Origin of the sequence: Gynuella sunshinyii YC6258 (assembly GCF_000940805.1) — a bacterium.
In the GTDB taxonomy this organism is placed as follows: Bacteria; Pseudomonadota; Gammaproteobacteria; order Pseudomonadales; family Natronospirillaceae; genus Gynuella; species Gynuella sunshinyii.
The window spans coordinates 1140451-1154126 of the sequence record NZ_CP007142.1 but is presented as its reverse complement, the minus strand read 5'-3'; the positions used below and the strand labels follow the sequence as shown (position 1 = coordinate 1154126).

The following is a 13676-nucleotide window of genomic DNA, read 5'->3' as shown; positions in this document are numbered from 1 at the left end:
CACACGATTCAAGATACACAAGTAGCGATCTGCTATATCAACTGATACGACAGACCGCTCTCAGAAAAATGGTTTATCAGGCCTTCTCAACAACCGCCCTGGCATCAGCAATCAATTTGCCCAGGGTGTCAAAATCGCCGGCATCCAACAGTTTTTTATCAACCATCCAGCTGCCACCGCAGGCAAATACTGCCGGTAAAGCCAGGTAATCAAGGATATTGGCAGCATTAATACCACCGGTCGGCATTACTCTGATATTGCGGTACGGCGCCAGAATGGCTTTTAGAAATTTCACCCCACCGGTTGCTTCTGCCGGGAAGAACTTAATGGCGGTTACTCCAAGCTCCATCACCTGTTCAATCTGCGAGGGGCTGTTAACACCTGGTATCATGGCAACGGACTGTTGCTGGCAATACTGGACGATTTTGGGGTTGAATCCGGGACTGACAATAAAATCAGCACCGGCAGCAATAGCTTTATCAACCTGTTCAGTGGTCAGCACCGTACCAGCACCCACCAGCAGTTCTGGCTGTGCAGCTTTCATGGCTGCCAAAGCCTCGGCTGCAATATCAGAACGGAAGGTCACTTCAGCCACCGGCAGGCCATTTTGCATCAACGCATCTGCCAATGGAGCAGCACTGGACAACACACTGATTTCAATGACCGGAATGACTTTGAATTGCGCCAATTGATCGGCAAGACTGGACATGGTTTAACTTCCTCTAAGGCATAAAAGATTTTGGAATGATGGCACCCGGATGCTGAATCACTGTTGCTGCGAGTCGATGCCCACACCGGGCCGACTCTTCCGGCGACAAACCGGTCAAACGGCCAAACCAGTAGCCGGCCGCAAATGAGTCTCCGGCGGCAGTGGTATCGACCACGTTTTCGACCCGCTGCGCACCGACTTCAACGAGACGTTGCTGATGACGAATCACACAGGGTTCTGAGCCCCGTTTGATTACCACCTCTTCACAATCGTAATGGGCCAGGATCTCTTCGACACTGTTGTGCCCCCACAATACCTGTTCGTCATCGGCGGTCAGCAGGGCCAGATGAGCCAGACTCAATACTTCCCGATAAGCCGCCTGACAGACATCCACCGAAGGCCAGAGCAAGGGCCGATAATTGTTATCAAATACTATGCGACCGCCATTACCGGCATACAGTGCCAGCGCATCAAGCAGGTTCCGGCGCCCTAGCGGCGTCAATATGGCCAGACTGATGCCAGACAGATACAACCATTCAAAGCGCTGGAATTGTGCTGCCAGAACATCACCGCTCTGTTCATCAAAAATATATTTGGCCGCAGAATCATTGCGCCAGTATTGAAAAGAACGCTCGCCATCTTCATCCACTGAAATCTGATACAGTCCCGGGCGCTTACCAGACACCAGGGTAACGTCACCAACATTCAATCCTTCTTCCTGCCAGGCATGCAGTAAAAAATGACTCAGCTGATCTTCACCGAGACCGGTTATATAGTGCACATCAAAATGATGATCGAGCATCCGCCGAAGATAAATTGCAGTATTGTAGGTATCCCCGCCCCAGGACTGCTGCAAAGCGCCAAACATCGGCCCTCTCAGCTCAATCATGCACTCACCAATCAGGGCGAGACGGATTGGTTTTTCAGATTCTTGTTGCATTGGTCATTCCGGCACAGTGAACGGTTAATGGAAGTCAAAAATGGATATGTTTGCACTTCAGTCATATTTAGAACTAAATGATCAAAATGATATGAGCGCATAAACACAAAGATATCCACTTTATAATTCTTATTATTGTCTTTGCTCAACAAGCTTCAACAAAATACAGTTAATTGCCGTTATTTAATATAACGGCAATTTAACCTTAAATACTGACAAGCTGAATCGTTTTTACGAATTTCACAGACCAAAACAGTTTGATATGCCTTCTGTCTGTCAGTATTTTGCCATTCGGTTAGCGCGCCAACCAGCCACCATCAACGGCAATGGTATAACCATTAATGTAGCGGGAAGCATCAGAAGCCAGAAACACGACAGGTCCGCCCACATCACTTGGCGTTCCCCAACGACCGGCAGGAATACGATCCAGAATTTCTTTTGAACGATCTTCATCAGCCCGCAATGCCGCAGTATTGTTGGTCGCCATATACCCAGGCGCAATCGCATTGACATTGATACCGTGCTTGGCCCATTCGTTAGCCAGCAAACGAGTGACGCCCATAACAGCACTTTTGGAAGCCGTGTAAGAAGGTACCCGGATACCGCCCTGGAATGACAGCATCGAAGCAATGTTAATTATATTGCCGGGAGTACCCTGTGCCACCACCTGCTTGGCAAACGCCTGAGCCATAAAGAATACCGCTTTGATATTGATATTCATGACGTCGTCCCAGTCTTTCTCACTAAATTCGATAGCATCCTGACGACGAATGATACCGGCATTATTGACCAGAATATCCACTTTGCCATAGGCCTTAACAGCTTCTTCGATGACCATGCTGACAGTCTCGATCTTGCTCATATCAGCGATGACGCTGTGAAACTTGCGACCTGTTTCCGCCATCAGTGCAATAGTATCGGTTGGCTCAACAATATTCACACCTACGATATCTGCACCGGCTTTAGCCAACGCCAATGCCATACCTTGTCCAAGACCAGTATCACAACCGGTCACAATCGCTACCTTTCCAGTCAAATCAAACATTTCTAACATAAAAAACCTTCCTAAATATCATTCGTTAGTCCGACGTGTTACAGCAGATCGGAAACTTTTACATGGTCCATATCATCAAAGACCTGATTTTCCCCACACATTCCCCAAATGAAGGTGTACTGTTGAGTACCCACTCCTGAGTGAATTGACCAACTTGGGGAAATCACAGCCTGTTCATTTCTTACCAATAGATGACGGGTTTCTGATGGTTCTCCCATCATATGAAACACCGCTGCCTCCCCATTCATATTGAAATAAAAATAAACTTCCATCCGACGTTCATGGGTGTGACACGGCATCGTATTCCAGAGACTTCCCGGAGCCAGTCTGGTCATCCCCATGGATAACTGACAGGTCGGCAGCACATCGGGCACAATGAACTTATATATCGTGCGTTGATTGCTGGTTTCCGGCGCTCCCAGAGTGACAGGCGAAGCCTGTTCAAGGGTAATAAGACGACTCGGATAAGCCTGATGGGCCGGCGTTGAATTGAAATAGAACTTCGCCGGATCAGCGGCGTCGACAGAACTGAAATTCAATTGTTGGTGTCCCTGACCGGCACCGATGTACAACGCCTCTTGAGACCCTACCTGATAGGTATCACTATCGACGTTGACAACACCGGGTCCACCAATATTGATCAGTCCGAGTTCGCGACGTTGCAGAAAAAAATTCGTACCCACAACATGGTTGTATTCGGAGCCAATTGCCACACTCTGGCTAACCGGATAAATGCCGCCCACGATGATGCGGTCCATATGACTGTACGTCATGGTGATATCGTCAGCCTGGAAAATCCGTTCGATTAAAAACGCTTCCCGTAACGCCTGAGTATCGAGAGTCTTCGCATATCGGGCATTGATACCCTGTCTGGTTTCCAACTCTGCCATCTCACTCACCTCTTTAACCTGAAGTCACACGCTAACCCGAAGCTGACACGCCATGTCGCATAGGATATCGATTTGAAACGTCTATCTCAACTATTATAAAACAATGTTTCAAATATAATAAAATAAAATATCAATAATTAACGGAACACCATCACGCCTTTTGAGGGTAAATCAGCACTAACCTAAAACCTGATTCTGCCCAAAGCCATCCGCCGGCATTTTGCCGACTTAAACATAAACGACAGATACGAATGTCCACTGCACACCCAGACCTGTGTGAATAAAAAAGCAATCATTGAATACCGCAAAGATACCGGCACCATGGCAGGCCGATCTCATTTAGCCCGTGGTCTGTCCATACAGCCGGAACGGAAAACTGAGTTATTGTTGGACAAGTGCTTTCCGGTTTCGAACCACTGAGAGCTCATGACGGGCCGGCAACAAAGCCGGTCCGTCAATCACAATCGCTTAGCGCATGGCTTTACGCAAAATACGTTCGCCCTGTTTAGTGAAGTCTTTGGCAGCCTCTGCAACTGTTTTGGTACCCTGATCCATCTGTTCGATTAACTCTTTGAACAGACTGACCAGTTGAGGGTTTTCAAAATAGGCGGAAGTGGTCAGTTTCTTCGGCAAGGAATCGATCTGCGCCAAACCGGACACAGACAGGTCAGTGGGTTGCAGTGTGCCATCGTCAGTCAACAGCTCACGAGCTTTCTCGCTCAACGGAACTCCACGGGCCAGAGCCATTGTTTCGATACCGGCTTTTTCGTTCAGCAGGTAGTTCAACAGTTTCGCAGCTTCTTTATCGTGCTTACTGTTTTTGCCAATGGACAGCATCAGAGATGGCTTATAAAACAGACCAGAGTCAGTCGCACCCGGTAACATCGGATATTCACCCAGTTCGAGTGACATTGGCGGCTTCAGGTTATCCTGATATTTATTGGCAGCAGTGTTCCACATATAAACGCCACCCCATTCGCCATTGATCCAGGGCTTGTATTCATACAGGTTGCCGGCACCAAAAGAAGCAATGTATTTGGTGCTTGGCACAACATGTTGTTTCACCATGTCCGCATACATCTGGAAAAACTCAACCATTTGCTTATCACTGTAAGCAAACTTCTTGTTTTTCTCATCGATCATAGGAATGCCATATTTTTGAACCATATAAGAACGGTTCAACGCAATCACATCACGCCATTCCATTACGACCGGATAATAGTCCTCGCCCAGTTTTTTCTGGAACACCGGGCCGGCGGCCATCAGATCTGCAAAGGTTTTAGGATATTTCAGACCGGCTTTGGTCCAGGTGTCTTTATTGTAGTAAAACACCCGTGCAGTCATTGAAACCGGAATACCATTCAGTTTGCCGTTGTTGGTCCCCAGCGCCAACGCGGCAGGATCAAACTGATCCAGGTCGATGATATCGGCATAATCAAGCAGGTTTTTAAAACCGTCACCGGTGCGGGAAAATATTGGCATCCAATTCCAGTTGGTCTGCATCAGATCAGGTTCAGTATTACCGGCGATCTGTGTAGTCAGACGTTCCAGGTGACCATTCCAACCGGTGTATTCAGCCTTAACCACAATACCCGGATTGGCTTTTTCAAAAGCATTCACAGCTGCGTTGGTCGCTTCGTGGCGACCATTGCCGCCCCACCAGGACATACGAATTTCTGTCGCCGCGTTAGCCTGCGTCGCACCGCCTAAGGCAGCCAAACCCATAAACAGTAACGGTATGGATTTTTTTATCATTGTTATTACCCTCTTATTTGCGTTCGAGCGAAATGTTTTCTTCGGTTTCTTTATCAAAGGCGTGACAGTTATCCACCTCAAAGTGGAAAGTCACTTCTTTGCCCTGCACATCGGTCAGATACTCTTCCACCTGTGCGGATGGAATGCGGGCACACAAATGCTCCTGTGCCACGGAAAAATATACGTAAAACTCGGACCCCATATTTTCCATCCGGATAACAGTACCTTTAACAAGCTGATCCTTAGGTGAATCAGCTGTCGCCAGATGGATAAATTCCGGACGTATGCCAAACGTAACAGCTTTTGGCGCATATTTGATCACTCGTTTTGATTTCTCCAGCCCAAGACTAACAGTCTGTCCGGCAAAAGTGACCATACATACCTGACCATCTGCACTTTGCAAACGGGCATCTACCATATTCATTTCCGGTGCGCCGATAAACCCTGCCACAAATAAATTTGCCGGTGCCTTATAAAGATTCGCCGGAGTATCCACCTGCATGATATGTCCGTCTTTCATGACACAGATACGGTCACCCATGGTCATTGCTTCTGTCTGATCGTGGGTGACATATACTGTTGTGGCAGAACGATTCGATTTTTTCAGTGCTTTATGCAAATCAGAGATACGCACGCGCATGGATGCCCGCAATTTGGCATCCAGGTTAGACAACGGTTCGTCGAACAGAAACACTGCAGGCCGCTTCACAATCGCACGACCAACCGCTACCCGCTGTGCCTGACCACCGGACAATTGCCGTGGCAAACGATCCAGCAATGGTGTCAGCTCAAGCAGCTCAGCAGCTTCTTCAACATGCTTGTCGATGTCTGCTTTGCTCAACTTCGCCAACTTCAATCCGAAGCCGAGATTTTCGCGAACAGTCATATGCGGATATAACGCATAATTCTGAAACACCATGGCAATACCCCGTTCCTTTGGCGCCAGGTTATTCACCACCGCCTCACCGATACGGATACGCCCACCGGAAATGGTTTCCAGTCCTGCCAACATTCGCAAGGTAGTGGATTTGGCACATCCGGAAGGACCGACCATGACCATAAACTCACCATCTTTGATTTCCAGGTCGATACCGTGAACCGCCTTAAAGCCGTTCGAATATACTTTGGTTACTTTTTCAAAACTGACCTTGGCCATAATTCATCACCTATCCTTTAACACCACCAGCAGTAATACCTTCAATGAAGTAATTCTGCGCCATTAAAAACACAACAATCGAGGGCACAATGGCAATGGAAGCCATAGCAAGAATCTCGTTCCACTGTGCGCCCTCAGTGACATCAATGGACATTTTCAACGCCAGTGCTATCGGGTATTTATCAACACTTGAGATATAAATCAGCGGACCAAGAAAGTCATTGACTGACCACATGAACTGAAACAGAGCCACTGAAATAATGGCAGGCTTCAAAATGGGCACAACGATATAAATCAACAACTGAAATGAATTACAACCATCAATCATGGCGGCTTCTTCCATGTCCGTTGGCAATCCACGCAGGAACTGAATCAACATGAACACAAAGAATCCCTGAGTGGCAAACGCCATCGGCAGATACAAGGGCATATAACTGTCAAGCATGCCCATTTCACGGAACATCAGATACTGCGGAATCAACAATACTGACTGTGGTAACAGAATCGTTGCAATCAGCATGGTAAACCAGAATTTTTTAAACGGAATATCAAATCTGGCAAATCCAAACGCGACAATCGTGGAGGAAATCACCGTCAGAATAACCTTGGGAATGACATACATGAACGTATTCAGGAAGAAACGCCCAAAGGTATATTCGGTACCGGTCTTCCAGCCATTAATGAAACCTTCAAGTGAAAACTCTTTTGGCCACAAACTCAAAGAACTAAAGATCTCATAGTTCGGTTTAAACGCCGCAGACACCATCCAGAACAATGGATACAACATGCCAAGTCCACAAGCCAGCAGGATGATGTAACGGATAGAAGCATTGATTTTTTCACGCCGCAACGTTTTCTGAACTTCTTTATTAATCTGCAGTTCGTCCAGTGCCGGGTCGTCGATAAAGGAATGATTTGTCATTATTTTCCACCCTTGTCACCTGAGTAAAACACCCAGTATTTTGACGATTTAAAAGAGATTGCCGTAAATATCGCGATCACTACGAACAACACCCATGCCAGAGCGCTGCCATAACCAAGATCAAAATATTTAAATGCGGTTTCGTAGATATACAGCGAGAACAGGTAAGTGGCCTTGGCCGGTCCACCATTGGTAATCACATAAGGCGCAGTAAATTCCTGGAACGCCTGTGTGGTCTGCATAATGAAATTAAAGAAAATAACCGGAGTAATCAGCGGAATAGTGATTTTGGTGAACATGTGCCATTTGGAAGCACCGTCGATCATCGCCGCTTCATATTGAGACTGCGGAACATTCTGCAACGCGGCCAGAAAAATGACCATTGCCGAGCCAAACTGCCAGACTCTTAACAACGTAACCGATAGCATGGCAAATGCCGGTTCACCCAACCAGGATATTGGTTCAATACCAAAAAACCCGATAAAGGAATTTAACAGACCATCCAACGAAAAGATGGCTCGCCACAACACAGCAATGGCTACACTACTACCCAGAATTGAAGGAACATAATATGCGGTGCGGAAAAACTTGATACCGCGCAGCTTAAAGTTCAGCACAAAGGCAATGAACAATGCGAAAGCGAGCTTCAAAGGAATGGTTAAAAACACATAGGCAAATGTAACTCCTAAGGATTTATAGAACGTGTCATCTTCCAGCATGTATTGATAGTTTTCCACTCCAACAAAGGCAGGCGGATTTATCAAATCATAGTCAGTGAAGCTGATCACCAGGGACGATAGAAAAGGAAAGGCCGTAAAGACGACTAATCCAATAATGTAGGGACTGATATAAGCCAGGCCCAACTTCCGATTTTCATACATAACTGCCAACTCAATGTTTTTGTTATTTCAGGGCTCAAGAATAAATGGTATTGGGTTGAATTTTTTTTGCAACCATATTATCAGTATTTTTGAAATGCTATTTCATTTTTTGATCTGGATCTATATAGTGACCTTTAAACCCGCTCCAAAGCCCGTAAAATAAACACTTCCCGCGAACTTGGTGCGGTCATCTCTGCAACCTTTAATTTCATTGACAGAGATCAAAAACCAGATACAAATGACCTAATAATCAACAACTTAACTATTTGATTCCGCAACCGATGCAATTTTCTAGACGAGGGAAATCATGGCTTTAGGCAGCACAACCCAGTTGCAGTTTTCTACCTCCACCGATTCTGATACCGGGGCAACCGTTACCCGGCTGACTCCGCAGGGCGCGATTTGCCATAGAACATATTTTTATCAAAAAAGCTTTACTGATGACGGAAAGAAATTACTTTTCGCCGGCAACTTTGATCGTCACTGGAATTACCACCTGCTGGACTTTGAATCACAGACCGCCACCCAACTGACAGAAGGCAGCGGCGACAATACCTTCGGTGGTTTTCTCAGCACCGATAACCAATCATTGATCTTCGTCAAACACAATCGCAGCCTGGTACGCGTGGATCTCGCCACTCAGCAGCACGATACTCTCTACGAAGTTGAAGATGGCTGGGTTGGCTATGGCACCTGGGTACCCAACAGCGCCTGCACCAAAGTGGTTGGCATCGAAATCAAAGCCAGCGACTATATCGAACTGACCGATTGGAAAAAATTCGCCGAACTGTTTCATCGCAAACCACGCTGTCGGCTGATCAGCATTGACCTGCAGACCGGTCAAAGAAGCACCATTCTGGAAGAAAACACCTGGCTGGGTCATCCTATTTACCGACCTTTTGATGACAATACCGTGGCATTCTGTCACGAAGGTCCGCACGACCTGATCAAAACCCGCATGTGGCTGGTGGACGAAAACGGCGACAACGTCCGTAAAGTCCGCGAACAGGAAGAAGGCGAAGCCTGTACTCACGAATTCTGGGTACCGGACGGCTCAAAAATGATCTTCGTTTCCTACCTGCATGGTGAGAGCGACCGCTGGATTTGCTCAATCGAGCCTGAAACCCTGGACTTTAAACGGGAACTGAAAATGCCGCCATGCAGCCATTTGATGAGTAATTTTGATGGCAGTATGGTTGTTGGTGACGGCTCGGACACCCCCGTTGACGTGGCCGATGACTCTGGTCATCAAATCGAAAATGACCCGAATATCTATGTATTCGATCTCAAAACCGGTTCCAGCCGGGTAGTATGTCGGCACGACACCAGCTGGGAAGTACTCGAAGGCAGCCGCCAGGTGAACCATCCGCATCCGTCGTTTACACCCGATAACAAACAGGTCATGTACGGCTCGGATAAAGAGGGGACACCCGCCATTTATCTGGCTACCGTATAACCTGAATCGCCTGCAGCCCACGAGCTGACAGGCGATCTGTGCGGTCTCAGAGGCTTGCACACAATGCAGCAAGTATTTTTAAAACGCCTTTTCAGAATTATTTGAACTTGATTTCTGTTTGCTGCAAGATTAACCACCACAAAAATAGTACGGTACCGCATCATCACATTGCGATACCCGTCACAGCACACAACAGGAGGCACCATGTTTGTATACAACAAAGATGTTCAGCTTGAAGATTTAGGGGATGGCGTCTCCCGAAAAATCATGGCGTACAGCGATAACATCATGACCGTCGAAGTACACTTCGAAAAAGGCGCGATCGGTCCGCTTCACAGCCATCCCCACGAACAGCTGACTTATGTATTGTCAGGCGAGTTTGAATTCACCATTGGCGACGAAACCAAAATCGTCAAAACCGGTGATACGCTTTACAAAGAACCGAACATCATGCACGGCTGTCGCTGCCTGGAGGCAGGTGTACTGCTCGATAACTTCACCCCCGTGCGCAAAGACTTCTTAAAACAGAATTAACCCGCAACCACAGCAAAACGCGAGGAACAGACTATGAAAATTGCATTGATGATGGAGAACAGCCAGGCTGCCAAAAACCCGGTAATTCTCGAACAACTGAATACCGTGACCGCCCCTATGGGACATTCCGTGTTCAACGTTGGCATGAGCGACGAAAACGATCATCACCTGACCTATATCCATCTGGGCATCATGGCCAGCCTGCTGCTCAACTCCAAAGCGGTTGATTTTGTGGTTGCCGGTTGTGGTACCGGCCAGGGCGCGATGATGTCCTTAAACATCCATCCGGGTGTGGTATGCGGTTACTGCCTGGAACCATCTGATGCGTTCCTGTTTAACCAGATCAACAACGGTAACGCTCTGGCGCTGGCCTTTGCCAAAGGTTTTGGCTGGGGTGCAGAACTGAATGTTCGCTACATCTTCGAAAAAGCCTTCACCGGTGAACGTGGCCAGGGCTATCCGCTGGAGCGCAAAGAACCTCAGGTTCGCAACGCTGGTATTCTGAACGAAGTGAAAGCCGCTGTGGTGAAAGACAACTACCTGGATACTCTGAAATCCATTGACCAGGAACTGGTGAAAACCGCCGTCACCGGCGAGCGTTTCCAACAGTGTTTCTTCGAACACTGCCAGGTTCCGGAAATTGCCGAATACGTCAAATCACTGATTTAACGAGTCATTATCTCCCTGGGAGCTTCACCGGCCTTCGTGGCCGGTTTTTTATGCCTGCAGATCCGGGTGCACCGAAATTTCATAAGCACAGCAACGGTCACCGCCCATGGCATGATGAGAACGCAGCACCTCTACCTGCGGCCCCAGCAACTGTTCAAACATCTTCAGCTCCAGATCACAAAAATCCTGACAGCAAGTGGCCGCCGAATGGATCGGGCAATGATGCTCAGTCAGTCGAAACAGACCTGCCCCCAACTGCTCACACGTCGCCATATAGCCATCCTGCCGGCGCAGCTCCGCCAGCTCGATGATCCGGGCCGTCACCGAAGTACACGCCTTCAGCGCCTGCGCATAACGCAGTCGTACCCGCTCGCTGTGGCGACAAATCAACCGCTGTAACGGCTCTGTTCCAAACTCTTCCTGAATGCTCTGAATCAGACCAACCAGCACATCCGCATGGGCATCCGGAAACTCAGTTGTGGCCTGCGACGTTAGACCCCAGCGCTTCTGCGGTCGACCACGGCCGCTCGCGGGCACCGTTTCCACCGTTACCATCTGCTCACTGACCAGGCGCAGCAATTGCTGCCGGACAGCCTCCACCGTAATACCCATAGCCGCGCCGGCCTCAGCGGTTGTCTGCGGGCCATGGTGCTTAAGGTAGGTCAGCAAGCGTTCTCTCGGAGACTCCTTGCGGGCAGGATCATCTTCCGAATCAGGATGGACCTTGATGTGTGTGTGATTATTCAATGACATGGCTTGGAAAAATACCGGAATTACCTGCCAAGGTAAACCAGACCGGTGCACAGACACCCAGGAGAGATCGGCCCGATCAGAGCCGACAGACAACCACCGGAACGGATTACAAGATCATCCCGATGGTCAGAGACTTTAAAAATGACCGGGAGCTGCAATGCAGCTCCCTTACATCACCCGGACCTCCCTGTCCTATGGCTCAACTCAGAAACGATTGAAGAACGTCCAGATTGCTGTTGGCGAGAACGAAGGCGTTGAATGCCCGCCATTCCATGAACACCAGACCACCGGATAACCGGCATCGCAGCCCTGATATTCCACACAAGGCGATGGATCCACCGGTACGGTATTGTTAGAACAATGGTTGGCACTAACGTACAGATCTCTCGCAGTTATGCCGTTATCGTGACTGACCACACTGTCATAGATACCGTGAGCAATCCACGCAGGCATTGGCTTGCCACTGTCATTATATGGCGTCCACAACGCACCAGACATCGGCGCAATCGCACGGAACACACCGCCCATCTCGCGACCCACCGCGTAAGACATCATGCCACCATAACTCCAGCCCACAGAAAACACTCTGCTCTTATCAACACACAAAGAATTATTGAATTGATCCAGCATCGCCCGCAGGAAGGCCATATCGCGGCCATTGGTATTTGGCCAGCCATTGTCATCCTGACCATTGGCGACATAGCGGTCAGGTGCTACAAAAATCGCTGAATTGTTAGCCAGATTTTTCAAACCATAATAACCGCCATTGGCGACATTACTGGCATTACCATTCAACCAGTGCCAACCAAAAATCAACCGGTAAGGTTTGCTCATATCATAATTGGCGGGTACATCCAGAATGTATTCCCGTGTTGCACCATTCACATTGATGGAGTGACGACCTGAACTCAGAGACGGTACGTTACCGCAGCCGGCAGAAGGATCAGTGCCTGCCGGGGGATCTGTTGGGTCAGTCGGATCTGTCGGATCACCACCGCCCACAGGCAAAAATGACCACAACTGACCAGCACCACCCCACCAGGAATACATACGGATATCACCGCCTGGTTGAGTGCTCATCTCCCAGACATCCAGTGCTTTACTACTCAACTTTGATGTTACGGAATAAAAACCATTGGCTGCCACATCGATATACCAGCGCTGATTGTCACCACCATGATAGGTCCATTGATGCACTTGAGCGCCGTCGTCCATGGAATAACCCGCAATATCCAGGGACTTGCCACTGTGAACTGCGCGAATGGAATACGTGCCATCACCCAGCGCTGTCACATCAAATTGCTGATTGGTGCCGCCAGTGGCCGTATATTGCTGGATATTAGCACCGTCATCCTGGGATTTATTCGCAACATCCAAATACAACCCGTTCAACGACGACACGATATTGTAGCGACCGTTTTCAATAGCCTGGGCACTTGAATAGAACAACATCAACACCGTACAGCATATTATTTTTTTAAACATTGTTAGCTCCTAAATTTAATTTAATACCAACCAGTCAGATAAATTAATTCAGGAAAAAAACATCGTACCTGACTTAATAAAACAGCAACTTCAACGTAGTGGTAGACGAGGGTCGATATTCAATAAGCGCATAACGCCAAGAGTACTTCCAGAAAAGCCGTTTTTCGTGATGACTGCATCAACCTCATTCAAAAGCACTAGCCTTGAATACTCAGCGAGGACAGAAAATAAAGTGGCCATTTAACTGCGACGATCCGTGCCGTGGCTGCTTTGAATCACACAAAAATTTTTATAATTAGAAGTACGCTTGTAATGAATATTATCAACTTCAACAAGGATTCAATTGCTACTTTAGGAGATCAGCCATTCAATAACCGGGAACTGTATCCCAGTTAATAATTCGTTTGAAAACGGTTTTCTCAGAAACAGGAAACGATCACAAAGAATATGTGAACACAAAACAAAAGTATGT

Annotated in this window: 13 protein-coding genes; 3 read left to right on the top strand and 10 right to left on the bottom strand. The window is 47.9% G+C overall.

Annotation, left to right across the window (positions count from 1 at the left end; genetic code table 11):
* Positions 1-76 precede the first annotated feature (76 nt).
* The 8 genes from YC6258_RS05110 to YC6258_RS05075 all read right to left on the bottom strand — a co-directional run bounded on the left by YC6258_RS05110 (position 77) and on the right by YC6258_RS05075 (position 8307).
* The gene (locus YC6258_RS05110) at positions 77-709 is read right to left on the bottom strand and encodes a bifunctional 4-hydroxy-2-oxoglutarate aldolase/2-dehydro-3-deoxy-phosphogluconate aldolase (protein ID WP_044616083.1); all 633 of its coding nucleotides are present in this window, start codon (positions 707-709) and stop codon (positions 77-79) included.
* A 13-nt stretch (positions 710-722) separates the two neighbouring features.
* Complete coding sequence (locus YC6258_RS05105) at positions 723-1649, bottom strand: sugar kinase (protein ID WP_044616082.1); 927 nt, start codon at positions 1647-1649, stop codon at positions 723-725.
* 295 nt (positions 1650-1944) lie between these two features.
* Positions 1945-2703, bottom strand: coding sequence for a 2-dehydro-3-deoxy-D-gluconate 5-dehydrogenase KduD (gene kduD, locus YC6258_RS05100; protein WP_044616081.1), 759 nt, complete (start codon positions 2701-2703; stop codon positions 1945-1947).
* Between the two features lie 38 nt (positions 2704-2741).
* A complete protein-coding gene (gene kduI / locus YC6258_RS05095) occupies positions 2742-3593 on the bottom strand; it encodes a 5-dehydro-4-deoxy-D-glucuronate isomerase (protein WP_425402630.1) in 852 nt (283 codons plus the stop codon).
* A 468-nt stretch (positions 3594-4061) separates the two neighbouring features.
* Positions 4062-5348, bottom strand: coding sequence for an ABC transporter substrate-binding protein (locus tag YC6258_RS05090; protein WP_082070568.1), 1287 nt, complete (start codon positions 5346-5348; stop codon positions 4062-4064).
* A gap of 13 nt (positions 5349-5361) precedes the next feature.
* Complete coding sequence (locus YC6258_RS05085) at positions 5362-6504, bottom strand: ABC transporter ATP-binding protein (RefSeq protein ID WP_044616080.1); 1143 nt, start codon at positions 6502-6504, stop codon at positions 5362-5364.
* A 10-nt stretch (positions 6505-6514) separates the two neighbouring features.
* Positions 6515-7426 (bottom strand): carbohydrate ABC transporter permease, encoded by a 912-nt coding sequence (locus tag YC6258_RS05080; RefSeq protein WP_044616079.1) that lies wholly within the window; start codon positions 7424-7426, stop codon positions 6515-6517.
* Positions 7426-8307, bottom strand: coding sequence for a carbohydrate ABC transporter permease (locus YC6258_RS05075; protein WP_044616078.1), 882 nt, complete (start codon positions 8305-8307; stop codon positions 7426-7428). Before YC6258_RS05075 ends, YC6258_RS05080 begins: the two co-directional genes overlap by 1 nt.
* A 307-nt stretch (positions 8308-8614) precedes the next feature.
* Here YC6258_RS05075 and YC6258_RS05070 point away from each other — a divergent pair, with 307 nt between their 5' ends.
* The 3 genes from YC6258_RS05070 (at position 8615) to YC6258_RS05060 (ending at position 10966) form a co-directional block, all read left to right on the top strand.
* On the top strand, positions 8615-9763 hold the full coding sequence (locus YC6258_RS05070) for an oligogalacturonate lyase family protein (protein WP_044616077.1): 1149 nt from the start codon (positions 8615-8617) through the stop codon (positions 9761-9763).
* 204 nt (positions 9764-9967) lie between these two features.
* A complete protein-coding gene (locus tag YC6258_RS05065) occupies positions 9968-10297 on the top strand; it encodes a cupin domain-containing protein (RefSeq protein WP_044616076.1) in 330 nt (109 codons plus the stop codon).
* 33 nt (positions 10298-10330) lie between these two features.
* Positions 10331-10966, top strand: coding sequence for an RpiB/LacA/LacB family sugar-phosphate isomerase (locus tag YC6258_RS05060; protein WP_044616075.1), 636 nt, complete (start codon positions 10331-10333; stop codon positions 10964-10966).
* Positions 10967-11014: 48 nt separating this feature from the next.
* Here the strand turns inward: YC6258_RS05060 and YC6258_RS05055 are convergent, their stop codons facing one another.
* Together YC6258_RS05055 and YC6258_RS27025 are read right to left on the bottom strand one after the other, a co-directional pair.
* Positions 11015-11719 (bottom strand): helix-turn-helix transcriptional regulator, encoded by a 705-nt coding sequence (locus YC6258_RS05055; RefSeq protein ID WP_052830070.1) that lies wholly within the window; start codon positions 11717-11719, stop codon positions 11015-11017.
* Positions 11720-11923: 204 nt separating this feature from the next.
* Positions 11924-13204 carry an RICIN domain-containing protein gene (locus tag YC6258_RS27025; RefSeq protein WP_052830069.1) on the bottom strand — a complete coding sequence of 427 codons (1281 nt, stop codon included), beginning with the start codon at positions 13202-13204 and terminating at the stop codon, positions 11924-11926.
* Positions 13205-13676 lie beyond the last annotated feature (472 nt).